At 69.8% G+C, this 25548-nt stretch carries 29 protein-coding genes; 13 read left to right on the top strand and 16 right to left on the bottom strand.

Annotation, left to right across the window (positions count from 1 at the left end; all coding sequences use genetic code 11):
* Positions 1 to 81: 81 nt before the first annotated feature.
* Entirely contained in the window at positions 82 to 2475 is a 2394-nt protein-coding gene (locus tag WAE60_RS17430; RefSeq protein ID WP_029916142.1) for a UvrD-helicase domain-containing protein, read from the bottom strand.
* 122 nt (positions 2476 to 2597) lie between these two features.
* On the opposite strand from WAE60_RS17430, the gene WAE60_RS17425 reads away from it, so the two are divergent.
* Together WAE60_RS17425 and WAE60_RS17420 are read left to right on the top strand one after the other, a co-directional pair.
* Complete coding sequence (locus tag WAE60_RS17425) at positions 2598 to 2798, top strand: hypothetical protein (RefSeq protein ID WP_029916145.1); 201 nt, start codon at positions 2598 to 2600, stop codon at positions 2796 to 2798.
* A gap of 12 nt (positions 2799 to 2810) precedes the next feature.
* Complete coding sequence (locus WAE60_RS17420; RefSeq protein WP_029916147.1) at positions 2811 to 3044, top strand: hypothetical protein; 234 nt, start codon at positions 2811 to 2813, stop codon at positions 3042 to 3044.
* On the opposite strand, the gene WAE60_RS17415 is transcribed toward WAE60_RS17420, so the two are convergent.
* Positions 3041 to 3268: a ribbon-helix-helix domain-containing protein gene (locus WAE60_RS17415; RefSeq protein ID WP_337687690.1), complete on the bottom strand. Its 228-nt coding sequence runs from the start codon at positions 3266 to 3268 to the stop codon at positions 3041 to 3043. The two genes, WAE60_RS17420 and WAE60_RS17415, sit on opposite strands and share 4 nt — an antisense overlap.
* A gap of 159 nt (positions 3269 to 3427) precedes the next feature.
* Between WAE60_RS17415 and WAE60_RS17410 the strand changes: the two genes are divergently transcribed.
* The 3 genes from WAE60_RS17410 to modA all read left to right on the top strand — a co-directional run bounded on the left by WAE60_RS17410 (position 3428) and on the right by modA (position 5453).
* Positions 3428 to 4162: a ubiquinone biosynthesis protein COQ4 gene (locus tag WAE60_RS17410; RefSeq protein WP_231499533.1), complete on the top strand. Its 735-nt coding sequence runs from the start codon at positions 3428 to 3430 to the stop codon at positions 4160 to 4162.
* Positions 4163 to 4170: 8 nt separating this feature from the next.
* Positions 4171 to 4563 (top strand): nuclear transport factor 2 family protein, encoded by a 393-nt coding sequence (locus WAE60_RS17405; RefSeq protein ID WP_029916153.1) that lies wholly within the window; start codon positions 4171 to 4173, stop codon positions 4561 to 4563.
* 125 nt (positions 4564 to 4688) lie between these two features.
* A complete protein-coding gene (modA, locus tag WAE60_RS17400; protein ID WP_337687689.1) occupies positions 4689 to 5453 on the top strand; it encodes a molybdate ABC transporter substrate-binding protein in 765 nt (254 codons plus the stop codon).
* On the opposite strand, the gene WAE60_RS17395 is transcribed toward modA, so the two are convergent.
* Positions 5450 to 6367, bottom strand: a complete 918-nt coding sequence (locus tag WAE60_RS17395) for a LysR substrate-binding domain-containing protein (RefSeq protein ID WP_337687688.1) — start codon at positions 6365 to 6367, stop codon at positions 5450 to 5452. The genes modA and WAE60_RS17395 overlap by 4 nt on opposite strands.
* A gap of 95 nt (positions 6368 to 6462) precedes the next feature.
* Here WAE60_RS17395 and WAE60_RS17390 point away from each other — a divergent pair, with 95 nt between their 5' ends.
* The gene (locus tag WAE60_RS17390) at positions 6463 to 6624 is read left to right on the top strand and encodes a hypothetical protein (protein ID WP_337687687.1); all 162 of its coding nucleotides are present in this window, start codon (positions 6463 to 6465) and stop codon (positions 6622 to 6624) included.
* 94 nt (positions 6625 to 6718) lie between these two features.
* On the top strand, positions 6719 to 7930 hold the full coding sequence (locus tag WAE60_RS17385) for a PQQ-binding-like beta-propeller repeat protein (protein ID WP_337687686.1): 1212 nt from the start codon (positions 6719 to 6721) through the stop codon (positions 7928 to 7930).
* 208 nt (positions 7931 to 8138) lie between these two features.
* Here the strand turns inward: WAE60_RS17385 and WAE60_RS17380 are convergent, their stop codons facing one another.
* Entirely contained in the window at positions 8139 to 8315 is a 177-nt protein-coding gene (locus WAE60_RS17380; RefSeq protein ID WP_337687685.1) for a DUF4169 family protein, read from the bottom strand.
* A gap of 3 nt (positions 8316 to 8318) precedes the next feature.
* Positions 8319 to 9323, bottom strand: a complete 1005-nt coding sequence (locus WAE60_RS17375) for a DUF6807 family protein (protein ID WP_337687684.1) — start codon at positions 9321 to 9323, stop codon at positions 8319 to 8321.
* 178 nt (positions 9324 to 9501) lie between these two features.
* On the opposite strand from WAE60_RS17375, the gene WAE60_RS17370 reads away from it, so the two are divergent.
* Positions 9502 to 9738, top strand: coding sequence for a DUF2171 domain-containing protein (locus WAE60_RS17370; protein ID WP_029916167.1), 237 nt, complete (start codon positions 9502 to 9504; stop codon positions 9736 to 9738).
* 90 nt (positions 9739 to 9828) lie between these two features.
* Positions 9829 to 10470, top strand: a complete 642-nt coding sequence (locus tag WAE60_RS17365; protein ID WP_337687683.1) for a glutathione S-transferase family protein — start codon at positions 9829 to 9831, stop codon at positions 10468 to 10470.
* Between the two features lie 10 nt (positions 10471 to 10480).
* Here WAE60_RS17365 and WAE60_RS17360 read toward each other — a convergent pair whose 3' ends face one another.
* The 7 genes from WAE60_RS17360 to WAE60_RS17330 form a co-directional block, all read right to left on the bottom strand.
* Positions 10481 to 11977 carry a PepSY-associated TM helix domain-containing protein gene (locus tag WAE60_RS17360; RefSeq protein WP_337687682.1) on the bottom strand — a complete coding sequence of 499 codons (1497 nt, stop codon included), beginning with the start codon at positions 11975 to 11977 and terminating at the stop codon, positions 10481 to 10483.
* Between the two features lie 10 nt (positions 11978 to 11987).
* On the bottom strand, positions 11988 to 12578 hold the full coding sequence (locus WAE60_RS17355) for a hypothetical protein (protein WP_337687681.1): 591 nt from the start codon (positions 12576 to 12578) through the stop codon (positions 11988 to 11990).
* A gap of 2 nt (positions 12579 to 12580) precedes the next feature.
* A complete protein-coding gene (locus WAE60_RS17350) occupies positions 12581 to 14710 on the bottom strand; it encodes a TonB-dependent siderophore receptor (RefSeq protein ID WP_337687680.1) in 2130 nt (709 codons plus the stop codon).
* A gap of 120 nt (positions 14711 to 14830) precedes the next feature.
* Positions 14831 to 15676, bottom strand: coding sequence for a DUF4019 domain-containing protein (locus WAE60_RS17345; protein WP_337687679.1), 846 nt, complete (start codon positions 15674 to 15676; stop codon positions 14831 to 14833).
* A gap of 175 nt (positions 15677 to 15851) precedes the next feature.
* A complete protein-coding gene (locus tag WAE60_RS17340) occupies positions 15852 to 16445 on the bottom strand; it encodes a CAP domain-containing protein (RefSeq protein ID WP_337687678.1) in 594 nt (197 codons plus the stop codon).
* 93 nt (positions 16446 to 16538) lie between these two features.
* Positions 16539 to 16679, bottom strand: a complete 141-nt coding sequence (locus WAE60_RS17335) for a hypothetical protein (RefSeq protein WP_197026746.1) — start codon at positions 16677 to 16679, stop codon at positions 16539 to 16541.
* A 123-nt stretch (positions 16680 to 16802) separates the two neighbouring features.
* Complete coding sequence (locus WAE60_RS17330; protein WP_337687677.1) at positions 16803 to 18005, bottom strand: pyridoxal phosphate-dependent aminotransferase; 1203 nt, start codon at positions 18003 to 18005, stop codon at positions 16803 to 16805.
* 261 nt (positions 18006 to 18266) lie between these two features.
* On the opposite strand from WAE60_RS17330, the gene WAE60_RS17325 reads away from it, so the two are divergent.
* Positions 18267 to 18863 carry a carbohydrate binding domain-containing protein gene (locus WAE60_RS17325; RefSeq protein ID WP_029916181.1) on the top strand — a complete coding sequence of 199 codons (597 nt, stop codon included), beginning with the start codon at positions 18267 to 18269 and terminating at the stop codon, positions 18861 to 18863.
* 2 nt (positions 18864 to 18865) lie between these two features.
* Here the strand turns inward: WAE60_RS17325 and WAE60_RS17320 are convergent, their stop codons facing one another.
* The 3 genes from WAE60_RS17320 to WAE60_RS17310 form a co-directional block, all read right to left on the bottom strand.
* Positions 18866 to 19408 carry an NADPH-dependent FMN reductase gene (locus WAE60_RS17320; protein ID WP_337687676.1) on the bottom strand — a complete coding sequence of 181 codons (543 nt, stop codon included), beginning with the start codon at positions 19406 to 19408 and terminating at the stop codon, positions 18866 to 18868.
* A gap of 62 nt (positions 19409 to 19470) precedes the next feature.
* Complete coding sequence (locus tag WAE60_RS17315) at positions 19471 to 20139, bottom strand: AAA family ATPase (RefSeq protein ID WP_337687675.1); 669 nt, start codon at positions 20137 to 20139, stop codon at positions 19471 to 19473.
* A 188-nt stretch (positions 20140 to 20327) separates the two neighbouring features.
* Complete coding sequence (locus tag WAE60_RS17310; protein ID WP_029916188.1) at positions 20328 to 20993, bottom strand: ParA family protein; 666 nt, start codon at positions 20991 to 20993, stop codon at positions 20328 to 20330.
* Positions 20994 to 21227: 234 nt separating this feature from the next.
* Here WAE60_RS17310 and WAE60_RS17305 point away from each other — a divergent pair, with 234 nt between their 5' ends.
* Together WAE60_RS17305 and WAE60_RS17300 are read left to right on the top strand one after the other, a co-directional pair.
* Entirely contained in the window at positions 21228 to 21938 is a 711-nt protein-coding gene (locus WAE60_RS17305) for a TVP38/TMEM64 family protein (protein ID WP_337687674.1), read from the top strand.
* 328 nt (positions 21939 to 22266) lie between these two features.
* Positions 22267 to 23841 (top strand): 2-isopropylmalate synthase, encoded by a 1575-nt coding sequence (locus tag WAE60_RS17300; RefSeq protein WP_029916191.1) that lies wholly within the window; start codon positions 22267 to 22269, stop codon positions 23839 to 23841.
* Positions 23842 to 23904: 63 nt separating this feature from the next.
* Here the strand turns inward: WAE60_RS17300 and WAE60_RS17295 are convergent, their stop codons facing one another.
* Positions 23905 to 24378: a hypothetical protein gene (locus WAE60_RS17295; protein ID WP_029916192.1), complete on the bottom strand. Its 474-nt coding sequence runs from the start codon at positions 24376 to 24378 to the stop codon at positions 23905 to 23907.
* Positions 24379 to 24505: 127 nt separating this feature from the next.
* Between WAE60_RS17295 and WAE60_RS17290 the strand changes: the two genes are divergently transcribed.
* Positions 24506 to 25390 carry a DMT family transporter gene (locus WAE60_RS17290; protein WP_337687673.1) on the top strand — a complete coding sequence of 295 codons (885 nt, stop codon included), beginning with the start codon at positions 24506 to 24508 and terminating at the stop codon, positions 25388 to 25390.
* Positions 25391 to 25548 lie beyond the last annotated feature (158 nt).

Here is a 25548-nt window from a genome sequence, read left to right as displayed (position 1 = left end):
GAGTCCTCCAGAGGTTTTCGACCTGTGGTGACGCTCCGCCCTGTCCAGGGCCCCGTCAATCAGCCGTAACCCGCCCCTGCCTCAGGCCTTTTCCACGAAGCTGTCGATCACCTTCTTGTCGCCGGCCTTGTCGAACGACACCGACAGCTTGTTGCCCTCGACGCCCGTGACCTTGCCGTAGCCGAACTTGACGTGGAACACCCGGTCGCCGCGCTTGTAGGCGCTGGCCGCCGAGCTGGCGGAGACGGCGACCAGCCGGCCCTCGCCCTCGATCGGGGCCGAGCGCGCGGCCGAGCCGCCCGAACGCCAGGTCGAGCCGCGCTCGCTGAAGCCCGACGCCCGTTCCTGGGCCCGTTTCCAGCCCGGGCTGTCATAGCTGCCGGCCGTGAAGGTGCTGGTCCCCGGGTCGTCCCAGCGCGACGACACCGTCTGCTGCATGCCCGGACCGCCGCCGTAGTAGCCGGTCTCGGACGCCGCATCGACGTGGGCCAGGGGCAGTTCGTCGACGAAGCGGCTGGGCAGCTGGCTGGTCCAGCGGCCGTAGACCTGGCGGTTGGCCACGAAGCTGATCCGGGCCTCCTCGCGGGCCCGGGTGATGCCGACATAGGCCAGGCGGCGCTCTTCCTCGAGGCCCTTCTCGCCCTTGTCGTCCATGCTGCGCTGGCTGGGGAACACGCCTTCCTCCCAGCCGGGCAGGAAGACCAGCGGGAACTCCAGGCCCTTGGCCGAGTGCAGGGTCATGATCCAGACCGCGTCGTCGCCGGCGCCCTTGTCCAGGTCCATGACCAGCGACACGTGCTCGAGATAGGCCTCCAGCGTGTCGAAGGCGCTCATCGACTGGACCAGTTCCTTCAGGTTCTCCAGCCGGGTCTGGCTGGTGGGGCCCTTGTCCAGGCGCAGGGCGTCGGTGTAGCCGCTCTCCTCCAGCACCTGCTCCAGCAGGCGCTGGTGCGGGATAACCGTGGCCTGCTGGCGCCAGCGGTCCAGGTCGCGCAGGAAGTTGCTGAGCGCCGTGCGGGTGCGGGCGGGCAGGTCGTCGCCGCCGATGATCACCCGGGCCGCCTCGACCGTGGAGATGCCCTCCAGTCGGGCGATCTGCAGCAGCTTCTGCACCGAGGTGTCGCCGATGCCGCGCTTGGGCACGTTGACGATCCGCTCGAAGGCCAGGTCGTCGTCGGGCGACTGGATCAGGCGCAGATAGGCGTGGGCGTCGCGGATTTCAGCGCGCTCGAAGAACCGCGGGCCGCCGACCACCTTGTAGGGGATCTGCAGCATCACGAACCGCTCTTCGAAGGCCCGCATCTGGAACGAGGCGCGGACCAGGATGGCCATGTGGCTGTACTTGCGGCCGGCGCGCTTGGCCTTCTCGATCTCGTCGGCGACCATCCGGCTTTCGGCCTCGCCGTCCCAGACGCCGCTGACCTTGACCTTCTCGCCGCCCGAGGCCTCGGTCCACAGGGTCTTGCCCAGCCGGCTCTTGTTGGCGTCGATCAGGCCCGAGGCGGCCGCCAGGATGTGCTCGGTGGAGCGGTAGTTGCGCTCCAGCTTGATGACCTTGGCGCCGGGGAAGTCGCGCTCGAAGCGCAGGATGTTGTCGACCTCGGCCCCGCGCCAGCCGTAGATCGACTGGTCGTCGTCGCCCACGCAGCAGACATTCTGCCGGCCCTGGGCCAGCAGCCGCAGCCACAGGTACTGGGCCACGTTGGTGTCCTGGTACTCGTCGACCATCACGTACTGGAAGCGCCGCTGGAAGTCGGCCAGCACGTCCGGATTGGCCGTGAAGATCGTGATGTTGTGCAGCAGCAGGTCACCGAAGTCGCAGGCGTTCAGGATGCGCAGCCGCTCCTGGTACTGGCGGTAGAGGGTGATGCCCCGGCCGTTGGCGAACTCGCCGGCCTCGCTCTGCGGCACGCGGTCGGGCGTCCAGCCGCGGTTCTTCCAGGTGTCGATCAGGCCGGACAGGGCGCGCGGCGTCCAGCGCTTGGCGTCGATGTTCTCGGCCTCGATCAGCTGCTTCAGCAGCCGTTCCTGGTCGTCGGTGTCGATGATCGTGTAGCTGGACTTCAGCCCCACCAGCTCGGCGTGGCGGCGCAGGATCTGGGCGGCCACCGAGTGGAAGGTGCCCAGCCAGCGCAGGCCCTCGGCCTCGTCGCCGATGATGTGGGTGATCCGCTCGCGCATCTCGCGGGCGGCCTTGTTGGTGAAGGTGACGACCAGCAGCTCCCACGGCCGGGCGCGGCCCGTCGCCAGGATGTGGGCCAGGCGGGTGGTCAGCACCCGGGTCTTGCCCGTGCCCGCGCCGGCCAGCACCAGCACCGGGCCTTCGGTGGCCTCGACGGCGGCCCGCTGTTCGGGGTTCAGCCCCTCCAGATAGTTCAGGGGCGCGCTCTCCGGCGCGCGCGGGCGGGCCAGGTCGGAGATGCGGGGGGCGGGGAGATCACCGGGGAAGTCGGACGAGTCGAAGGCGGAAGACATGGAACATATGTAGCACAAAGTTCCGCCGGCTTAAGCCCTCGCGCCATCGGCCGCGTCTGTGTCGGAACCTCGACCCCCACCTTCCGTTTGTTCGGCGGGGATGGACATCACAGGAGACTGACGTGGCAGAAGAAACCAACACGGGCGGGGGCGGCAACGCCGGCATGGCGTTCATCATCGGCGCCCTGGTGGTGGTCGTGGCGGTGATCGCCTACTTCGTCTTTACAGGCGGCATGACCCAGAAGAAGAAGGTCGACATCAACGTTTCCGCGCCGCAGCTGGAAGCGCCCAAGGTTCCGGACGCGCCCAAGCCCGCGGGCTAAGGGAGGGGCTCCATGGCCCGTCATAACGAAATCCGCCCACAGCACGTGGGCGTGGCCGGGCTGGCGATGCTGGGGGTGCTGCTGCTGATCATCGCCTTGGTGATCGGCGGCTGGCGCTCCGGTCTGCTGACCGTGAAGACGACCGATCTGTCGATGCGGTTGCCGGAGCGGCCGGCCTTGCCCCGGACGCCCAATCCGGCGCCGATCCCGCTGCCCAAGCCCGGGCCCGGCGTCGAGCAGGGCTAGACGGTTCCGGCGTCGGCGCCCTGGGCGTGCTGAAGGGCGAACACCCGACAGGCCGAGGCCAGTGGGCGCTCGCCGCGTCCGGCGTCTATGCGCTGGATCAGGGCGGCGACGCTGATCCTGTCGGCGCCGGCCGCCTGCTGCAGCACGGCCCAGAACTCGGGCTCCAGGGCCAGGGAGGTCGCGTGGCCGGCCAGGTTGATCGAACGCTTCTTCAAACTGCCCATCGTGCCTGTCCCCTGTTGCTCTCGGATCACGTCGCAGATCGGGGGTCGCTGAACCCTCTTGAATAAAAATGACGCCATGTCATCTTTACCGGGTCAGCAGGAGCATGCCTCATGATCGCAGCCGCGCAAGTGCTCGGTGAGCCAAAGGCCCGCCAACCGATGAAGCGAGGGCGCCAGGCCTTCACCCTGCAGCCTTTGCGGGCGCTGCGGGCCGTGCGGCGCCTGATCGCCGACAAGGAGGACACCGCCCAGGTGTTCGAGATCATGCGCGCCCTGGCCGGCAACGCGATCCCCAGGGGCTACACGCGTTTGCTGAGCACGCCCGAGGGCGGCCGCATCGCCTACGAGCGCGACGAGTTCGCCGAGCGGCTGTCGGACCCGGCCTGGCTGGCCCAGTTCGGCCCGGGCACGGTGGGCGCGGCCTATCGCGAGTTCATCGCCCCGCGCGGCCTTTCGGCCGAGGGCCTGGCCGAGGAGAGCCGCAAGGTGCCCGAGGCCGACGTCGACGCCGCCCACCCCCTGGCCTGGTACGCGCGGCGCATGCGCGACGTGCACGACGTCTGGCACGTGCTGACCGGCTACGGCACGGACGCCCTGGGCGAGGTCTGCGTGGTGGCCTTCTCCTACGCCCAGACCCGCAGCCTGGGCTTCGCGGTCATCGCCCTGGCCGGCGCGCGCCAGTTCCAGAAGGCCCGACTGGGCCAGCCCTACGGCAAGGCCGTGCGCGAGGCCTGGCGCAATGGCCGCGCGGCGGCCTGGCTGCCGGCGGTCGACTATCCGGCCCTGTTCGCCATGCCGCTGGACGAGGCGCGCCGCACCTACAAGGTCGCGCCCAACACCGCCTATCAGGCCATCCCGGCCGAATATCGCGACCGCTTCAGAGAGGCCGCGTGAGCCCAAGGATGAGCGAGGCCGCCAACCGCGCGGTCGCCGAACGCTACGCCCAGGCGTGGCGGGACGGCGACCTGGCGGCCCTGCGCGCCTGCTACCATCCCGACTTCACGCTGCACTATTTCGGCGACCATCCGCTGGCCGGCGACCATGTCGGCCTGGCCGCCGCCCTGGCGACCCTGGCCGAGGTCAGCCGCCGGACCCGTCGCAGGCTGGTCCGCATCGTCGACGTCACGGCCGGTCCCGAGCGGGCCGTGGTCATCGCCCGCGAGGCGTTCGAGCGCGACGGCGTCGTCACCGAGCTGGACCGCGTGCTGGTCTACCGCATCGCGGACGACCTGCTGGCCGAGTGCTGGGTCTATGACGGCGACCAGGCGCTGGTGGACGGCTTCCTGCGCGGCTAGCGGGCCGGTCCAGAATTTCTCATATCGCGTGCGTCTGTCGAAGCGTCGCCGAGGCTTGACCTTTTCCAGCGTTCGGTAGTTCAACTACATAACGCACCGAGCGTCGGCCTCCCGAGAGATTCTGCATGATCACCCGTCGCTTCCAGATCGTCGGCCTGGCCCTGTTCGGGGCGGCCCTGGGGCTCGGCGCCGCGCCCGCCCTGGCCGCCGACACCCAGGTGGCCGTCGCGGCCAACTTCACCGAGCCGGCCAAGGAGATCGCCGCCGCCTTCAAGGCCAAGACCGGCCACACCGCCACGCTCAGCTTCGGTTCGTCCGGCCAGTTCTACACCCTGATGGCCCACGGGGCGCCGTACGAGGTGTTCCTGTCGGCCGACGCCGACCGCCCGAAGAAGGCTGAGGAGGAGGGGCTGGCCGTGCCCGGCACGCGCTACACCTACGCCTTCGGCCGGCTGGTGCTGTATTCGAAGACGCCCGGCCTGGTCGACGACAAGGGCGCGGTGCTGAAGACCGACAAGTTCGCCAAGCTCTCGATCGCCGATCCCACCGCCGCGCCCTACGGCCTGGCGGCGGTGCAGACGATGCAGAAGCTCAAGGTCTACGACGCCCTGACGCCCAGGATCGTCAAAGGGTCCTCGATCACCCAGGCCTATCAGTACGTGGCCACCGGCAACGCCGAGCTGGGCTTCGTGGCCCTGTCGCAGGTGATCGCCGAGCCGGGCGGTTCGCGCTGGCTGGTGCCGACCGCCGACCACGCGCCGATCGAGCAGCAGGCGGTGCTGCTGAAGACGGGCGAGAAGAACCCCGCCGCCCGGGCGTTCCTGACCTTCCTGAAATCGCCGGCCGCCGTCGCCATCATCAAGCGCTACGGCTACCAGGTCCGCCGCTAGCGGACGCCGAAGCGTGCGATCAGCGGATCGGCCGCCGCCTGGTCCAGGATCCAGTCGCGGAAGGCGGCGATCTTGCGCACGCGGCGGCGCTCGACCGGATAGGCCAGCCAGTAGCCGCCGCCATAATATGCGGTGATGTCGAAGGGCGCGATCAGCCGACCCTGGGCGATCTCCTGGGCGAAGAAGATCGGCGAGCCCAAGGCGAAGCCCTGATCGGCCAGGGCGCTGGCCACCTCCAGCGCCTGGGCGTCGGCCGACAGGCGCGGCGGGGCGCGATCGTCGCGGGGATCGACATCGGCCGCCTCGAACCAGCGCACCCAGAAGTCCGGCGAGCCGATGCGCGGGGCGTGCAGCAGGTCGGCCGGGCGCTTTATTCCGCCCGACCGGGCCAGCACCGTCGGCGTGCACAGCACGGTCTGGACCGAGGGGATCAGGAAGTGCGCCTCCATGCCGGGCCAGTCGCCGCCGCCGGCGCGCAGGGCCAGGTCGAACGGCTCGCGCTGCAGGTCGACCACCCGGCTTGAGGCGTCCAGCCGAACGGCGATGCGGGGATGGGCGATCTGGAAGCCGCCCAGGCGCGGCGCCAGCCACTGGCCGCCCACGCTCTGGACGGTGGTGATCGACAGAATCCCTTCCTCGGCGTCGACCAGGTCGGACACGGCGGTGCGCAGGACGCTCATCGCCTCGCTGGCGGCGCGCGACAGCCGCTCGCCGGCCGGGGTCAGGGTCACCTCGCGGGGCAGGCGGGTGAACAGCGGCTGGTCCAGGCGCTGCTCCAGGGCCTTCACCTGCCAGCTGACGGCGGCCTGGCTGACGCCCAGTTCGTCGGCGGCGCGGGTGAAGCTCTTCAGGCGCGCGGCGGCCTCGAAGATCCGGATGGCGCTGAGCGGCAGGCTGGCGAGGATGTCTGGCATAAGTAACGCTTATGATTAGGCAAGGAAGCCGCGTTTGTCACCTAACGATGTTCGCGAGAAATTCCCATCATCGTAACGCTGAGGAGGCGACGGTGATGGACGAAGCGATCAAGACCCATAAGGAAACCACGTTCGGCTGGGTGCTGGCGATCCAGGAGATCGTCGCGGCTTGGCGCGCTTGGCTGGGCCGCCTGGCGCGCAAGCAGGCGGCCGAGGCCACGCGGACCGCGTCGCGCCGCCCGATGGCCCCGCGCTGAGCGAACATCGATCTTCCAGGCGCGCGCGACTCGGCTATGGGTGGCGCGAAAGGGCGGCGCTCGCCGAGCGACCGGCCCGCCGGGGGAGACGTCGATGTTGCAGGATCGTGGTCGCGCCTGGGCCAGGGCGGGGGCGCCGATGATCGCGGCGCTGGGCGTCAGCCTGGCCTTCGGGATCGGCGTCGTCCGCGCCGAAGAGAACAGCTGCCAGTTCCGCAACGGCCCCGCCCACCTGGGCGTCCAGCCCGGACCCGCGCCGGCCAATATCGACGGCCTGGCCTGGAAGGTTTCGTTGGGCGGCCCGATCGTCGCCAGCCCGATCCTGTGCGACGGCGTCCTCTATGTGGGGGCCAAGGACGGCGGCCTCCACGCGGTGGAGCCGGCGACCGGCAAGACCCGCTGGCGCTTCGTCGCCGACGCCCCGGTCACCGCCAGCGCCGCGATCGCCGATGGCCTGGCCTATTTCCAATCGGACGCGGGCACGATCTACGCGGTGCGGACAGCCGACGGAAAGCCGGCCTGGAGCCGCAAGACCGGCGCCGACCTGCCGTTCATGAACTACAAGCCCGGCGTCGACTTCTGGGACTACTGGACCTCGTCGCCCCTGGTCGCCGACGGTGTCGTCTATATCGGCGGCGGCGACGGGGTGGTGCGGGCGCTGGACGCGCGAACGGGCCGGGTGATCTGGACCTACGCCACGCGCGGCCGGGTGCGGGCGACGCCGGCCACCGACGGCAAGCGGATCTATGTCGGCAGCTTCGACGGCGCGATGTACGCCCTGGACCGCGCCGACGGGACGCTGGCCTGGTCGTTCCAGACCGAGGGCAACAGCGATTTCAAGATCGGCTCGATCCAGTCCTCGGCCGCCGTGGCCGACGGCAAGGTGCTGTTCGGCAGCCGCGACTACCGCCTCTACGCCCTGGACGCCCAGACCGGGAAGCCGGCCTGGATCGCGCCGCACAAGGGCTCGTGGGTGATCGGCTCGCCGGCCGTGATCGATGGCAAGGCCTGCGTCGGCAGTTCGGACTGGAAGGTCGTCCAGTGCGTCGACCTGAAGACCGGCCAGGAGCTGTGGCGGGTCGAGGTGGGCGCGCCGGCCTTCTCCTCCCCGGCGGTCGTCGGCCAGACCCTGGCCGTGGCCACCCTGGGCGGGTTGCTCTGGCAACTGAACCTGGCCGACGGGAAGACCGTGTCCGGCTTCGGCAGCGACGGTCGGCTGATCGGCACGGCCTGGATCGAGGGCGGCGCGATCTATGTCGGGTCCGAGAACGGGACGCTGTACGCGCTGACGGCGGAGGGGAAGTAGGGGGAGGGCGGGCGGTTCCAAAACGCTCACAAACAGCTCGTCATCCCGGGCCTTGTGCCCGGGACCCCGCTATCCGCCGCAAGTGCGGGAGCGTGGCGCGCCAGCGCGCCACTTCACTTCACCGTCAGCTGAACCAGGGATCCCGGGCACAGGGCCCGGGATGACGGAGCAAGGGAAGGTCGGGCCAGGGCGACGGCGCTGCCCAGGCTCAATCCTCCCGCTTAGCCCCGTCCAGGTCCCGCTTCAGCTTCTCCGCCCGGGCCGCGTCCAGGGTCTTGTCGGCCTTGGTGCGGCCGAACTTGGCGCGGTTCTCGGCGGCCTTGGTCTTGGCGTCGGTCTTGGCCTTGGCCTTGCGGGCCTGGTTCAGGTTGAGGATTTCGGCCATGGCCTAGCCCTTCTTCTTCGGTCCAGCGGGGGGCGGCGTCGCCGGCCGCAGGATCAGCGTCGACTGCAGGCGTAGGGTCTCGCCCTTCTTCAGCACGAACGGCGCCCGTCCTGGGAAGACGCAGTTCTGCATCGACAGTTCCTTGCGCAGGATCCAGCGGGTGATCGGCGCGCCGTTGGCCCTGCAGGCCAGGCCCACCGTCCAGGCCGGCGCGCCGTCGCCCGCGGTCCAGGCGAAGCCCATGGCCTTGCCGGCCTCGACCGGTCCGACGGCCGGGGTCACGGTCTTGCCGCCCGAGCCGAAGTTCAGGCGGTCGGGCTTGATCAGCCGCACCGAGAAGCCGCCATAGCCCTTGGCGTCGTCGCTGCCGCCCAGGGCCAGGGTGTCGCTGCGGGCGGTGATAACGGTGTCGAAGTCGATGCGCCGCGCGCCGTCCTTCAGCGGGTAGACGCGGACCTTGGTGGTCTCGCGGGCCACATAGTTCACCTCGGGCGTGGAATTGACGATCCAGTCGGCGTTGACCACCAGGGTCCCGCCGCCGGCCGCGTCGCCCTTGAAGCGCTTTTCGCGGACGTTGAAGGTCAGGCCCTTCATGAACCAGCCGTCGGCGACGTTTTTCCCGTCGACCAGCACCTGGTGCCAGCTCCAGAACGCGCCGCGCTGGTGCAGGTGGTCGGCGGGCCGGTCCTCGGTCAGCACCGCGCCGTCGGGCGCCCAGATCGGGTGGACGTAGTTCAGCCGCCCCGGCTCGCGGGGATCGGCGGCGGCCGTGCGGTAGAACAGGACGCTCTTGCCGCCGTCGGTGATGGTCACGCCGTCGGCCGCGAACACCGCATCGACCCGGGGCAGGGGCGTGACGGGGGGCGGGGCGGGCGCCGGAGCGGTTTCGGGCGCCGCCGGGGCGGCCGCCGCCGCGACGGGCGCGGCCTCCGCCGCCTGGGCCCAGGCGGTTCCCGTCCAGGCCGTCGCGCCGGTCACGACGAGCAGGGCGGCGAGCGGTCGGATCATCGGTGTTTCCTCAGGCGGGGACGGTGGTCTTCCGAGTGATAGCCAGGAACGCGACCCGCGCAAAGTCGCAACCTTGACTAGAACATAAAGCGAACACTTCGCATCCGCAAGTCCGTTGGAAACTGCGCTGCGGGCTCGGCCGTTGCCCTCCCGAACGTCCATCAAAAGGAGGATCCCCATGATCGACGCCTCGCAACTCCGCGAACATCTGGAAGTGGTCGGCTCGGACGGCGGCCACGTCGGCCGCGTGGACCACGTGGTCGGCGGCGAGATCGAGCTGGCCAAGCTGGACCTGGGCGGCGGGCTCAAGCACCACCTGATCCCGATCACCTGGGTCGACCATGTCGACGAGGACGGCGTGCACCTGAACCTGACCAAGGACGACGCCAAGGCCCGCTGGCGCGAAAAGCACTAGGTCGCGCGCCGCAAGCCGTTCGCGGCAAGCCGATTGACAGCTTGGCCGCGCTGACCGATCCCTCGCCCCGCAACGGGTGAGGGATCGCGCATGTACCAGCTCTACTACAGCCCCGGCACGGCCAGCCTGGCGGTGCACTGGATGCTGATGGAGATCGGCGCGCCCTTCGAGCTGGTCCTGACCGACACGGCCACCGGCGCCCAGAAGCATCCCGACTATCTGAAGCTCAATCCCAGCGGCGTGGTGCCGACCCTGATCGTCGACGGCGCGCCCGTCTGCGAGGTGGCGGCGATCCTGATGCTGCTGGCCGAGCGCCATGCCGAGGCGAGCCTGGCCCCGGCGGCCGGCGCGCCCGGGCGGGCCGCCTATCTGCAGTGGATGGTCTATCTGGCCAACACGGTGATGCCGGCCTTCCGCGTGTGGTTCTATCCGCACGAGCCGGCAGGCGAGGACGGGGCCGAGGCGGCCACGGCCGCGTCGCGGGCGCGACTGGAAGCGATCTGGGACCGCATCGACGCCCATCTGGCCCGCCAGGATGGTCCCCATATGCTGGGCCAAGGGTTGTCGGCCGTGGACGTCCTGGCGACCATGCTGATGCGCTGGTCGCGCAACATGCCCAGGCCCGCGACCGAGTGGCCCCACATCGCCCGCTACCTGTCCCGCATGCGCGCCATGCCGTCGCTGCGCGAGGTCCATGCCCGCGAGGGGCTGACGGACTGGATCGACGGCTAGGACTTTCGGGCTAGGCGGCGGCCCGCGCCAGCGGCTTGCGCCAGGGCGCGATCACCGCCGCCAGGGCCAGCAGGGTCAGGTTCACGCCCAGCGAGACGCCGCCGAAGGCCAGTCCGCCGAACTTCACGGCCTGGACGACGACGACCGCCGCCAGGATCACGCTGGTGGCGATCCGTAGGCTGACGATCCAGAAGCGGGCGTCCTTGACCGCCACGGCGGCGGCGACCAGCACGGCCAGCGGCGCCCAGAACGTCCAGACCGGCGGGACCTTCAGCGCCAGCTGCAGGGCGGCCGACAGGGCCAGGGTCGCGGTCGAACCCCAGACGATGGCCGCCCAGGCCTTCTCCAGGCGCTCGGCGGGACGGCCCCGGTCACGGCGGCGGGTCAGCCAGATGGTCACGCCGCTGCTGGTGACCACGCACAGGGCCGCGCCCAGCAGGCCGTAGGCGATCTTGACCGGCAGGCCGCCGAACGAGCCGAAGTGCAGCGGATAGGACGAGGCGAAGACCTGCTTGCCCAGGCCGTCGTCCGACAGGCCCAGCTTCCTGGTCATGCGGCCCTGGACGTCGAAGGTGTAGCGCTCGGCGTAGATCAGCCGCTTGGGCATCAGGGCGTTGACCTCGACCAGCTGGCCCCTGGTGCCCAGGGCGGTCAGCGAGATCAGGGTCGGCTTCAGGTCCGGCTTGCCGTCGAACCAGGCCAGGGTGGCGACCAGGTCGGGGAAGGGGGCGGGCGCCGGGTCGGCCTTGGGGACCTCGCCGTAGATCGGGGCCGTGACCTTGGCGACGTCGCCCTTGGTCGTCACCCCGGCCACCGCGAACAGCAGCAGGGTGGCCAGGCCGATATAGGCCCCGGTCCAGGCGACCACGAGGTGGAACGGCGCGCCCCAGACGCTGAGGCGGTTGTGCAGGTCGGCCTGGGACAGCCGCTTGGCGCCGGCCCAGCGGAAGGCGAAGGCGTCGCGGAAGATCTTGGGGTGGGCCAGGAAGCCGGAGACGATCAGGCCGGTCAGGGCCGCGCCGACCAGGCCCACCACGATCAGGCCGATCGTCTCGGTTAGGTGCAGATAGATGTGCAGGTGCTCGAGGAAATGCGCCCAGGGCGCGCTGGCCTCGCCGGCGATCCGGCCCTGGGCGTCGGCCACGAACACCTGCTCGCCGACGAAGGCGTGGAGGCGCGGCATGTCCGGCGTGGGCAGGCCCATATAGACGACGCCGGCCTTGGGATGGGCCTTGGTGATGGCCTCGGCGAAGGCCTGGACGGCCTGCGGGCTGGCGACGGTCTGGGTCGGGGCGGCGGGTTCTTCCCACAGCTTCAGCTCGTTGAGGAAGACGGCGACCGTGCCCGACAGGCAGACGATGTAGATCAGGGCGGCGGCCACGAGGCCCAGGCCCGAATGGCCCGACAGCACGGTGCGCACGAAGGCCGGCGGGACCTTGGGCCAGATCGACGGGCGGTTTGCCGGTTCGGTCTTCTCGGCGGTTTCGGGCGGCGTGGCGGCGTCCATGGCGATGTTCCTAGTGCGGCCGCAGGACGACGGCGAGGGCGCAGACGGCGGTGAAGGCGACCAGGATCGCCGTGGTGCGCAGCAGCTTGCGGTCGGCGCAGGTCCAGACCATCGCCCCGGCCAGCACCAGGGGCGCACCGAAGGCGGCGGTGACCAGCTTGTCTGCCGGGGCGCCGGGCGTCCACAGCGCCATGGCGACGCCGGAGGCGACGGCCGCGGCGGTCGAGACCGGCAGGGCCAGCAGCACGGTGGCGACGGTGCGGGGCCAGGTGGTGGCCGGACCGGTGGCGGGGTCGGCGCCGCCCGCCGTGGCGCGGATCGGCTTGGCCTTCTTGCCGTGCGGCAGGGTCCAGCGACCGCTGACGACGATGAAGACGGTGGCGGCGACGGCGACCAGCAGGGTCGAGATCGCCACGCCGCGGTCCCCGCCGGCCCAGGGCCCCAGCAGGGCGGCGGCGACGACGAGCAGGGCCCAGCCGCCGGCGATCAGCCCGCCGCGCGGCTTGGGATTGCGCTTCCAGGCCAGCCACAGCAGCCAGACGCCGACGGCGACCGCCAGGGTCGCCGTCCAAGCCAGAGCGATCTGGAGCGTCGGGGTCATGGCTACCAGCTGCGCTTGAGGCCGACCTGGACGGTCCGCTGCTCGCCGAACCAGCACCAGTCGGCCGAGTAGCACGACGAGACGTAGCGCTTGTCGAACAGGTTGGTGGCGCTGCCGGTGGCCTGCCAGCCCTCGAGCGACGGGCTCAGCTTGCTCAGCTCGTAGCTCAGGGTCAGGTCGACCAGGGTGTAGGAGGGCGACTTGAACGAGTTGATGTTGTCGCCCCAACTGGGGCCGACGTAGCGGACGCCCAGGCCGCCGGCCAGGCCGTCCAGCGCGCCGGGGAAGTCGTAGTCGACGAAGGCCGAGGCGGTCTTCTCGGCGACGCCCACCGGGGTCAGGCCCAGCAGGCCGTCATTGCTCTTGGTGTACTCGACGTCCAGCTTGGTGGCCGCGGCGGTCACCTTCAGGCGGTCGGTCAGCTTGGCCCGGCCCTCGAACTCGACGCCGCGCGAGCGCAGTTCGCCGCCCTGGACGCTGAAGTTCGGGTGCACGGGGTCGGCGGTCAGGGCGTTCTTGCGGTTGATCTCGAAGGCGGCGAGCGTGGCGTAGATGCGCTTGTCCGGGGACTCGTACTTCAGACCGGCCTCGACCTGGTCGCCGGTGACCGGGTCGAACGGCTTGCCGGAGAAGTCGGTCTGGCCCTGGGGCTCGAACGACTGTGACCAGCTGGCGTAGGGCGCGAAGCCGTTGTCGAAGTGGTAGAGCACGCCGACGCGGGCGGTGGTCTTGCCCTGGTCGATCGTGGTCGGGAAGGGCGTGGCGCCCAGGGCCAGGGTCTCCTGCTTGACGTCGTCGCGGCGCAGGCTGACCAGCGCTACCAGGTTGCCGTACTTGATCTGGTCCTGGGCGTAGTAGCCGATCTGCTCCTGCTTGATGCGGCTGTCGGAGGCGTAATAGCCGTTACCCGCCACGCGCGGATCCAGGATCGTCTGGCCGTAGACCGGCGCGAAGATGTCCAGGTTCGGGGCCGTGCCCAGGCCGAACTGCACCTTGGCCATCATGTGCTGGTAGTCGACGCCCAGCAGCACGTCGTGGGTCAGGGCGCCGGTGGCGAAGTGGGCGCTCAGCTGGTTGTCGACCGCGAAGCCGTCGTTGCTCTCCAGCGAGGCCGCCGTGCCGCGGGTCAGGGTGCGGTTGTCGGCCAGCAGGCCGGCGGCGTAGACCGACTCGTAGTTGGCCTCGACTCGGGTGTAGCGAAGGTTCTGGTGGACGGCGAAGACGTCGTTGAACCGGTGCTCGGCCAGGTAGCCGATCTGGGCCTGGGTGCGGTTGTAGGCCTCGAAGTTCGGGTCGCCGTCGTAGAAGTCCGGCTCCAGCTGGCCCAGCGGGTTGGCGAAGGCCGAGCCCTTGGACGGGGCCGAGCCGTAGGAGTTGGACTTCGGGTCGTGCTGGTAGCGGCCCAGGACGGTCACGGTTGTGGCGTCGTCGGGACGCCAGGTGAACGACGGCGCGACCAGGATGCGTTCGTACTCGGTGGTCTGGGCCTGGCCGTCGCCCTGACGGTAGATGGCCAGCAGGCGGTAGGTGTAGCGCGGATCGCCGGCGATCGGGCCGGTGGTGTCGATCGAGGCGTCGACCAGGTCGCGGCTGCCGACGCGGACCTCGAACTCGCCGCCGGCGACCTCCTTGGGGGTCTTCGAAACGAAGTTCAGCAGGCCGCCGGGCGGCGAGTTGCCGTACAGCACCGAAGCCGGGCCCTTGAGGATCTCGATGCGCTCGACCGAGGCGGCGTCGACCTGGGCGTCGGCGTACCAGCCCGGATACTGGCTGGACAGGCCGTCCAGGAAGGTGGTGGTGACGTCGAAGCCGCGCAGCTTGAACTGGTCGTAGCGGGTGACCGAGCCGCCGCGGGTCTCGGGCGTGACGCCGGCCACGTAGCGCATGGCCTGGTTCAGCGAGGTCAGGCCCAGCTGGTCGATCTTCTCGCCAGTGATGATCGAGACCGACTGGGGCGTCTCGACCAGCGGGGTGGCCAGCTTGCTGGCGGTCGAGCCGACGGTGTCGTGGGCGCGGGCCGTGACGGTGACGCCCTCGACCGAGGTCTTGTCGTCGGCCGGAGCCTCCGCCGCCATCACGGACAGGGGAACGGCGGTCGCCAGCAGGGCGAGCAGCAGGGCTTTGGACTTCACGACGACCTCAAACGCTAGTGAGACTTATTCTTAATCGCGCTGCTTAAGGTGAGGCTCGTTCAGTTGCAAGTCATTCTCATCACGTAAGGTCATATAAATGGGCGCGCGCGGTCGCGGCCCTTATCGGCCCGACTTCAGGCTCTGCTCCATCCGGGTGTTCAGGTCCTGGAAGGATCGCACCAGGTCGTCGCACGACGCCTTGTCCGCCTCGCACAGGACCTGCATCCGCAGCGACGTCCCGCCGTCGACCTCCACGGCCTGGCGTTTCACCGCCGCCGGATAGGCCGGATGGCCGGGCGGCGCGAACGACCAGACCGCGCTCGACGCCTCGTCGAAGGCGACTGTCCAGCCGTCGCGGGTCGAGAATTCGATGTCCTTGCGCCGGTGCAATCCTTCCAGGGCGGCGGCGACCGTGGCGTAGCCGATGGTGCTTTCGGTCGCCTCGGGAAGGGGCGCGTTGACTTGGGGCGCGTCGGTTTGGGACGCCGCGAAGTTCGGGCAGTTGGCCGACAGGCGCGCCCAGGTGGCGTCCAGTTCGGCTTTCGAAGACTTCTGGGCGGTGGCGTTGTCGATATAGTTATCTTCCTGGCGCATGACGTGGAACACGCCGCCGGTCGCGGGCTGGTGCAGGATCAGATAGCCGCAATGGCGATCCACCCGCTGGAAGCGGCTGACCAGGTCGATCGCCGCATAGACGCCGGGATAGGGCGCGGCGGACGGATCCTTGCTCCAGGTGACAGTGGTGATGCGTCGTTCGACGACATCGCCCGCGTCGGCCCTGAAGCGGTCCGCGGTACGGGAAAACGCGTCATAGGGAAGCTGGCTCTGGTGCTCCTTGGTCAGGAACCCATAGGCTTCCCGGGTTCTGCCGCCATCAAGGGCCGCCAGGAAAGCGGCTACGGTCTTGCGCGCCGCGTCTTCCTGTTCTGTGGACGGGATCCAGCCGGGGGCCGAGTCCGAGCTCACATTGACCTGACGGGACGCGCCGGAAGCCGGAGCCAGTGCGTGTGCGGCCCCGACCGGCGTCGCCGAAAGGAGCGCGGCGAAGGTCACGAGGAGGACAGTCGAAGGCTTGGACATAAGGCCAAGCTACACCGTGGGTTGGGCGAGGCAACCGCCCGTGGTCCTCCCCCGCGACCGCCTAGCGCTGGGCCAGGGCGCCGGCGAAGTCGATCACGCACATGGAGCCGTAGGCGCGGTGCGGGCCGCAGGCCACGCCGGCCAGCTGGTAGCCGGTGGCGAAGATGTTGCGGCGGTGGCCGCGGCCCGGCACGCCGCTGTCGATGATCAGTTGGCGGACGACGTCGCGGGGATCGTCGTAGCCGTACGAGATGTTCTCGGCCGACACGCCGGCCCAGACGCCCTGGCCGCGCAGGCGCTGGCCCAGGCCGCCGGCCGCGCCGTGGCCGACGTCGCCCCGCGCGCCCTGGGCGGCGGTGTGCTGGTAGGCGGCCGCGGCGATGCGCCGGTCGTCCTTCAGCGGGGGCAGGGGAGACTGGCGCTCCAGGAATTCGATGGCGTCCGCGACGGCGGCGGGATCGTCGGCGTCGCGGAGCTCGCGGCGCAGTTCGCGAGCGTATTCGGCGGGCCGGGCGCGGGCGAAGTTCATCTCGTCCAGCACGGCCTCGTCGAGGCGGGTGGAGGTCAGGGACGCCGATCGGGCGGCGGGCGTCAGGACAAGCAGAAGCAGGCCGGCGAGCGCCGGGACGAAGGCCATGCGGCCGGAAATGCGCATGCGCGCTCCCCGTGAATCAGACGCCCCCGGGTCTGACCTAGCATGCTCCGTCGATGCGTGCAGTCGCGCGGAATGTCGCGGCGAGCCTTTCGCTCAGCGAGGATCGCCCGGCGGCTTGGAAGCGGCTTCGGCGGCCTTGGCGGCGGCCTTTTCGGCGGCCTTCTGTGCGGCCTTTTCGGCCTTCAGCCGATCGCGTTCCTGACGTTCGAAGGCGTAGTTGGGCGTGCGCGGCATGACGAGGGTCTCCCTGTTCCGCTAGGAACGCGGCCAGGGGGAAACGGTAGCGCGGATCGAATTGGATTTACAGCCGTCATCCTCGCCGGAGGGCGAGAATGACGGCCGCGGAGGCTCAGGCGCCTATTTCACGCTGGCGCAGAAGCGCTGGATGCGCGCGCAGGCGTCTTCCAGCACGTCGTTGCTGGTGGCGTAGCTGATGCGGAAGAACGGCGACAGGCCGAACGCCGCGCCGTGCACCACGGCCACGCCCTCGGCTTCCAGCAGTTCGCCGGCGAAGTCCTCGTCGGTCTCGATGACCTTGCCCGACGGCGCGGTCTTGCCGATCAGGCCGGCGCACGACGGATAGACGTAGAACGCGCCTTCCGGGGTGGGGCAGTGCAGGCCGGTGGCCTGGTTCAGCATCGACACGACCAGGTCTCGGCGCTCCTGGAACAGCTTGGCGTTCGGCTTGATGAAGTCCTGCGGGCCGTTCAGGGCCTCCAGCGCCGCCCACTGCGAGATAGAGCAGGGGTTGGACGTGGTCTGGCTGATCATCTTGCCCATGGCCTTGATCAGCGCTTCCGGGCCGGCCGCGTAGCCGATCCGCCAGCCGGTCATCGAATAGCCCTTCGAGACGCCGTTCATCGTCAGTGTACGGTCGTAGAGCTTGGGCTCGACCTGGGCGATGGTGGTGAACTCGAAGTCGTCGAACACCAGGTGCTCGTACATGTCGTCGGTCAGCACCCAGACCTGCGGGTGGCGCAGCAGGACCTCGGCGATGGCCTTCAGCTCGGCGCGCGTGTAGGCGCCGCCCGAGGGGTTGGACGGGCTGTTGATGATCAGCCACTTGGACTTGGGCGTGATCGCCGCTTCCAGCGCTTGCGGCGTGATCTTGAAGCCGCTCTCGGCGGTGGTCTCGACCGAGACGGGCGTGCCGCCGGCCAGCAGGGTCATGTCGGGATACGACACCCAGTACGGGGCGGGGATGATGACCTCGTCGCCCGGGTTCAGGGTGGCGACCAGGGCGTTGTAGATCACCGGCTTGCCGCCCGGAGCGACGTGGACCTGGCTCGGATTGTAGTCCAGGCCGTTCTCGCGCTTGAACTTGGCGCAGATGGCGGCCTTCAGCTCGGGCATGCCGTCCGGGTCGGTGTACTTGGTCTTGCCGGCCTTGATGGCCGCGATGGCGGCGTCCTTGATGTTGTCGGGGGTGTCGAAGTCCGGCTCGCCCGCGGACAGGGCGATGATGTCACGTCCAGCCGCCTTCAGGGCGCGCGCCTTGGCGCTGATCGCGATGGTGGCGGACGGGGCGATGCGCCGCAGGGCGGCGGACTCGAGCGACATGGTTCAGGACTCCCCTGGGAGGACGTGGACTCGAAAGCCCGGTTTCAGGATTGCGGCGGTCTTTACGCCCGCGCTTGCCGCGGTGCAACGCAACAAAGGGCCGAAAGCGTGGGGTTCTTGCGCGTTTCGAACACTCAAGGTACCGCTATCATACAAATACGAGAGGCCGCGCCGCAGGGCGGGCGGTCCAGGAGGAAACGACCAGCATCGTCCGCCGTCGGCGGGGGATCGACGCACGCCGCGTCTCATGAAGGGGGAAACATGACGAAGATCGCGATCCTGGCCGCCGTGGCGGCGCTGAGCCTGTCCGCCGCCGCGCCGCCGGCGGCCCGCGCGGCCGAGCCGGCCGCCCAGGGCATCATGAAGTACGCCATCAACAAGCCGTCCGTGGCCTGGAACGTCTACGGGCCCGGCCAGACCAATGCGCCGGTCAAGGACAAGGCGGTGGTCGGCGGGAACGGCGTGCGGGTCCAGGTCACGTCGCCGACGCCGGACAAGCCCTGGGACAGCGCCGCCGGCCAGGCCGTCAACGGCAAGATCGCCAAGGGCGACATCGTCACCATCGCCTTCTGGGCCAAGGCCGAGCCGGTGGACGGCGGACCGGCGACGGCCAACATCACCTCGGTGCGTGTCCAGCAGGCGGCCGAGCCCTGGGGCGGGATCGTCGAGGGCAAGGTCGCGGTCACCAGCGGCGACTGGCAGATCTACACGGTCAGCGGCCGCGCGAGCATGGACGCCGACAAGGGCGGGGCGGGCGTCGCCCTGCACCTGGGCTCGGCCAAGCAGACCGTGGTGCTGGGCCCGCTGTTCGTGCTGGACTTCGGCCCGAACTACGACCCGTCGATGGCGGCGAAGTAGGGCTACTTCCCGGCCGCCCGCATGTGGTCGATGAACGCCGTCAGGTGCCGGCCCAGATAGGCCAGGGTCTTTTCGTCGATCACCTGGCCGTTCTCGATCTTGGTGTGGGCCTGGCCGACCAGCATCTCGCTGAGCGGCCAGTACTCGGCCGAGACCTTGCGCAGCGACTGGCGCAGGGCGTCCTGGCCGCGGACCGTGCCGGTGACGCCCGGCGAGGCGCCGACGATGCACGCGGTCTTGCCCGCCAGGGCGGAAGGCGAGCCGCGCGAGGCCCAGTCGATGGCGTTCTTCAGCCCGCCCGTGATCCCGCCGTTGTATTCGGGGCAGGCCAGCAGCAGGGCGTCGGCGCCGCGGATGGCGTCCTTCCAGGCCGTGACCGGCTCGGGGTCGCCCTGGTCCTCGACGTCCTGGTTGAACAGCGGCAGGTCGTGCAGGCGGAAGATCTCGATCGTCACGCCCTCGGGCGCGCATTCCTGGGCGGTGCGCAGCAGGGCGGTGTTGAACGAGGCGGCCCGCAGGCTGCCGGAGACGCCGAGAAGTTTCATGGAAAAGGCTCCGCCGCTGATGGCGCGAACCTAGTCAGCGTCGCCGCGGAACGAAAGCTGGATCAGGCGGTCAGGACGGTCCGCATCGCGGTTTCGCCCAGGCTGCTCCCGAGACCGCTCACCTGCGCCTCGACATGGGTCCACAGGCGCTCCAGGTCGCGGGCGGCAGGGCTGTCCGGCTCGTGCTCGGCCACGCAGCGGCCTTGCGCCATCGCCTTCTGGAAGGCCTCGCGCGAGCGCAGGCCGTGCGGGGCCAGCGGCAGGCCGCAGAACCGCAGGGCCTCCATGATCTCGGGGAAGGCCACCGGGGCCACTTCGGGCCGGTTGGTGTGGGCCTGGTTCAGCACTACCAGCCCGCCCTTGCCCAGGCGCCGGACCGCTTCGGCGGTGCGCACGATCGGGGCCAGGTCGAGGAACGAAGGGCGACCCGCCACCAGGCAGAAGTCGGCGACGTTCACCGCCTGGGCGACGTCGGCCTCGGGCGCGGCGGGGGTGTCGATGAACAGGTAGTCGTAGCCCTCGCGCATGGCGTTGGACTTGGTCATGAACAGCTTGCCGGCGGTGATCTCGGCCAGGGCCGGCCCCGGTGCGGGACGAGCCCGCAGGGCGTCCGACGCGGACCGCTGCGGGTCCATGTCGGCCAGCAGAACCCTGTGACCGGCCAGATAGGCCATCAGCGCCAGGTTGACGGCCAGGGTGGTCTTGCCCGATCCGCCCTTTCGGGAAAGCACAGTAATTGTCTTCACGACGTGCACTCTTTGCCCATACCGAGCGACTGGAGGCCGCAAGGTTCCCCAAGGTGGCCAAGTGTTATGGTCAAGATGTAAACAGAACTTCAACCTGCGGATTATCTGGCGTTTACGGTAAAATTGCTACAAACCATTGGCCTTGCTGCGAAAATGCCGCAGCGGTGACAGGTTCAGCCGGCGCGGGCGTCGCGTCCGCGGCCGTCCAAGGCCAGCAGGGCGGCCACGTGGCTCCACAGGCGGTCGATTTCCTGGGCGGCCGGGGCCTGCGGATCCCACTCGGCGACCGACAATCCCCGGGCGATCGCCTGCTGGTAGATCGCCCGCGACCGCAGCCCGACCGGGGCGATGGGCAGGCCGCAGAAGCGCAGGGCCTCGATGGCCTGCTGCACGCTGGCCGGCTCCAGTCCCGAGCGCCTGGACGGCGCCTGGTTCAGCACGATCAGCCCCGCCTTGCCCAGGCGCCGGACCATCTCGGCCGAGCGCGCCACCGAGGCGATGTCGAGGAAGGTCGGCCGGCAGACCAGCACGCACAGGTCGGCCGAATTGACCGCCACGGCCACGTCGGCGTCCGGCGCGGCGGGGGTGTCGATCAGCATCACGTCGTAGGCGTCGTGCACGGCTTGCGACCGGGTCTGGAACAGCTTGCCGGCGTTGATCTCGGCCAGGCCGGGGCCGGGCTCGGCGCGGGTCCGCAAGGCGTCGGACGCCGAGCGCTGCGGGTCGAGGTCGGCCAGCAGGGTCTTCCAGCCCGCCAGGTGGGCGGTGAGGCCCAGATTGATCGACAGGGTCGTCTTGCCGGCCCCGCCCTTGCGGGAGATCACAGCCAGGGTCTTCACGTGGGACGCTCCCCCCAACGCATCCCGTACAGAGCGCTTTCCGCAAGGTCGGGAGCCTGTGGATAACTTAGCCGCGCCTTACGACAGCTTCGCAACGGGAATGTCGCCTCGCGGGAAACTTAACCTTGCCGCGGACCCGTCCCACGGGAAGCTTGACGAGAAAATGAGCGGCCGATGGGCGATTTGCGTCCGCGGCGTGCTTGACCGGGCGTTGGGCATGGGCGAGGCAGGCGCATGCTTCGTCGCCTGATCGACTTCTTCACCAACATGGACGCCAAGGCCTGGCGCACGGTCGCGGTGTCGTTCGTGCTGTTCGGCGGGGTGGGCGTGGTCTTCCTGTTCGGGGCCCAGCTGCTGGGCCTGAACGGCGAGGTGACGGTCGAGCAGTGGCTGGGCGCGGCGCACGGGCCCTGGGCCCTGCCGGTCGCGGTCAGCGCCTTCGCGGTCCTGGCCTTCATCGGCGTGCCCCAGTTCGTGCTGATCGCGGCGGCGGTGGTGGCCTTCGGGCCCTGGACCGGTTTCGCCTACAGCTGGATCGGCACCCTGGTCTCGTCCCTGGTCGGGTTCTGGCTGGGGCGGGCGTTCGGGGGGCGGCTGCTGAAGGACCTGGCCGGCGACGGCGTGGCCAAGTTCATGAAGCTGATCGGCCGCAACGGCTTCCTGGCCAGCCTGATCGTGCGCCTGGTGCCCTCGGCGCCGTTCATCGTCGTCAACATGGCGGCCGGCGTCACGCCGATGAAAATCCGCGACTTCGCCGCCGGGACCGCCGTCGGCATCATCCCGAAGATCGCCCTGACCGCCTTCGCCGGCAATTCGATCGTCCAGGCCCTGAAGGGCGGCGGCAAGCAGCACATCGTGATGCTGGTGATCGCCGTCGCGGTTTGGATCGGCGCCGGCCTGATCGCCCGGAACTGGCTGAAGAAGCGCGAGGAAGCGGCGGACTAGGCGAGGGCGGTTCGCGCGTCTCGGCGCGATCTCCGGGGCGTTTGACGCGTGAACCTCGCCAAGTCGTGGTTGAGTTGACCCGGTGCCCCACCCGTGCGGGTGAAAACTTGCTCCGCATGCGGCGAATTGATCGATTAACGCAAAATGCTTGCCGCTTTTCGGGGCGCTGTGTAGAAAGCGAACCATGAACGTCGCGCGCCAACTGCTTTCGCTTCGGCTTACCAACCCCTGGGCGCTCTAGGGGCCGCGCATCGTCGTGGCCGGGCGCGCAGGGGATGACTGACCCAATCGCCGCCCGCACGCAGACACCTTCCGACGAGTAGATCCCATGAGCTCCGTATCGCCCGCCGCTTTTGAAAAGCGCGACAACGTCGTCATTTTCGACACCACCATGCGCGACGGCGAGCAATCGCCCGGCGCCTCGATGTCGCATGACGAGAAGCTGGAACTGGCCAAGATCCTCGAGGAGATGGGGGTCGACGTCATCGAGGCCGGCTTCCCGATCGCCTCGAACGGCGACTTCGAAGCGGTCCGCGAGATCGCCAAGATCGTCAAGAACTCCACCATCGCCGGCCTGTGCCGCGCCCACCAGGTGGATATCGACAGGTGTGCGGAGGCCCTGAAGGGCACGCAGCGCGGCCGCATCCACGTGGTGATCGCCACCAGCGACCTGCACATGAAGCACAAGCTGCAGATGGAGCCGGACGCCGTCATCGACGTGATCGCCCGCTCGGTCGGCCACGCCCGCAACCTGCGCGACGACGTCGAGTGGTCGGCAGAGGACGCCACCCGCAGCGACCGCCAGTTCCTGCGCCGCGCCATCGAGACCGCCATCAAGGCCGGCGCCACGACGATCAACCTGCCCGACACCGTCGGCTACACCTATCCGTCCGAATACGCCGACCTGTTCAAGTGGATGGTCGAGAACGTCGACGGCGCCGACCGGGTGGTCTTCTCGACCCACTGCCACAACGACCTGGGCCTGGCCGTGGCCAACAGCCTGGCCGGCGTGCAGGGCGGGGCGCGCCAGGTGGAGTGCGCGATCAACGGCCTGGGCGAGCGGGCCGGAAACGCCGCCCTGGAAGAGATCGTCATGGCCCTGAAGGTGCGCGGCGACCGCCTGCCGTTCCAGACGGGCATCGACACCACCCACATCACCCGCGCCAGCCGCTACGTCTCGGCCATCACCGGCTTCCCGGTGCAGTACAACAAGGCCATCGTCGGCAAGAACGCCTTCGCGCATGAAAGCGGCATCCACCAGGACGGGATGCTGAAGAACCGCGAGACCTACGAGATCATGACCCCGGAATCGGTCGGCCAGGCGCCGTCCAGCCTGGTCATGGGCAAGCACTCGGGCAGCCACGCCTTCCGCGCCAAGCTGAAGGACCTGGGCTACGAGCTGGGCCAGAACGCCCTGAAGGAGGCCTTCGGCCGCTTCAAGGACCTGGCCGACCGCAAGAAGCACGTCTACGACGACGACATCATCGCCCTGGTCGACGACGCCCTGGCGCGCGGCTCCGAGCGCATCCGCGTCACCCACCTGCGCGTGGTGGCCGGCACCGACGGCCAGTCGGCCGAGCTGACCCTGGAAGTCGACGGCGAGACCAAGACCTCGGAGGCCTCGGGCGACGGTCCGGTGGACGCCGTGTTCAACGCGATCCTGGCGATCGTGCCGCACAACGCCGCCCTGCGCCTGTTCCAGGTGCACGCGGTGACCGAAGGCACCGACGCCCAGGCCCAGGTCTCGGTCCGCCTCGAGGAAGACGGCCGCATCGCCACGGGGCAGGCGGCCGACACCGACACCCTGACCGCCTCGGCCAAGGCCTATGTGAACGCCCTGAACAACCTCATGGCGCGCAAGGAAAAGAGCCGGCCGGAAGCGGCGATCGCCAGCGGCTTCTAGCCACCGCTGGAGCGCGCTGAACGCGCTCCAAGTGCTTGACGTAGAGCCTTCCGAAGGAAGGCTCTAGGCCGCTTCCCGCTTCGAGAACGGCCGCGTCGCCAGAAGCTCCGCCGACAGGCAGGCCTGGGGTTCCACCTCCAGGCCCAGGGCCCGCAGATCCTCGCACAGCGCCCGGCGCGGCTCCTGATCCAGGAACGCGCCGGCGTCGATGACCATCGCCCCGCCCGGGCGGAGCATGGTCAGGGTCGAGGCCGCGGCGGCGCGCGCGTCGGCCACGGTCGAGCAGCCCACGATCAGCAGCACGTCGCTCTGTTCGTCGGCCGCGCGGCAGGTGGCCCGGCGGGCCGCCTCGACCCGGTCGTAGCCCTTGCGCCAGAGCACGCTCATCGCCTCGCCCGCCTCGGGCCCGGTCACCGCGACGAAACACAGCGGCGTGGCCTGGGCGACGGCGAGCATGCGCCCGAGCGTGTTGTGGATCCCCTCGGTCGGAACGCCGAGCAGGAACTGCGCGGCCTGACGGAACGGATGGGACGACATGGTCGAGAACCTCTGACTGGTCGCGCCCGTCACCGGACGGGCCGACGGCCAGGGTGTGCGCCCAAGCGGCCTAAGACCTCCATTCGGAAACACGCCGTCCGCATAAGGGCGGCATAAGGATGATCCGATGATCTGGATTCCCATCACCATCGCCGCCTCGTTCGCCCAGGTGGCCCGCAACGCCGCCCAGCGCTCGGTCATGGGCGACACGGGGCCCTGGGGCGCGACCCTGGTGCGGTTCCTGTTCGGCCTGCCGTTCACGGCGGTGTTCGTGGCGGTCGCCTTCGCCCTGACGCGGGGCGAGCAGCCGCACGCGACCCCGGCCTTCTGGGCGGCGGCCCTGCTGGGCGGGGCCAGCCAGATCGCCGCCACGGCCGCCCTGCTGGTGGCCATGCGCCGCGCCGGCTTCGCGGTGGCCACGGCGGTCCAGCAGAGCTCGATCCCCCTGGCCGCCCTGCTGGGCCTGCTGGTCTATGGCGAGAAGCTGAGCGCCCTGGGCTGGACCGGCGTGGGCCTGGCCAGCGTGGCCCTGCTGGTGGTCACCTGGCCGCGCACCGGCGCGTCGGGCGAGAAGCCCGTCAGCGGCGCGGTCTTCGCCCTGCTGTCGGGCCTGGCGTTCGGTTTCTGCCTGAACGCCTTCCGCCAGGCCGGCCACGCCCTGGAGCCCGGCCATCCGATCTTCGCCGCGGTGGTCACCCTGATGACCGTGCAGATCGCCCAGACCCTGGCCCTGGGCGCGTTCCTGGCGGTCACCGACCGCGCCGCCCTGGTCGCCGTGGCCCGGGCCTGGCGGCCGTCGCTGGGGGCGGGGTTCTGGGGCGCGGCGGCCTCGGCCGGCTGGTTCATCGCCCTGGCCCTGGCGCCGGCGGGGCAGGTGAGGGCGGTCGGGGTGGTCGAGGCGCCCATCGCGGCCTTCGCGGGACGCCGCCTGTTCGCCGAGAGACTGACCGCCGTTCAGATGATCTTCGGCCTGATCGCGGCGGCCGGGGTGGCCATGGCCGCGCTCGGCTAGAAAACGCCATGTTTCTGGGATGAAACCCCCGGCGCCGCCGTTCTGCGAAAACAGGTGATCCAGGGGCTGTAATAGACCTTGAATTCAACGCTTTCGCAGGGCAAACGGGCTTCGTCGGCAGCTTTGTGGCAGTCAGACGACGGCGCGGCGGGGAGCCT

Origin of the sequence: Caulobacter sp. CCG-8, from assembly GCF_037402475.1 — a bacterium.
Classification (GTDB): Bacteria; Pseudomonadota; Alphaproteobacteria; order Caulobacterales; family Caulobacteraceae; genus Caulobacter.
Note: the sequence above shows the minus strand (reverse complement) of the source record. Positions and strands in the feature narration are given on the sequence as shown.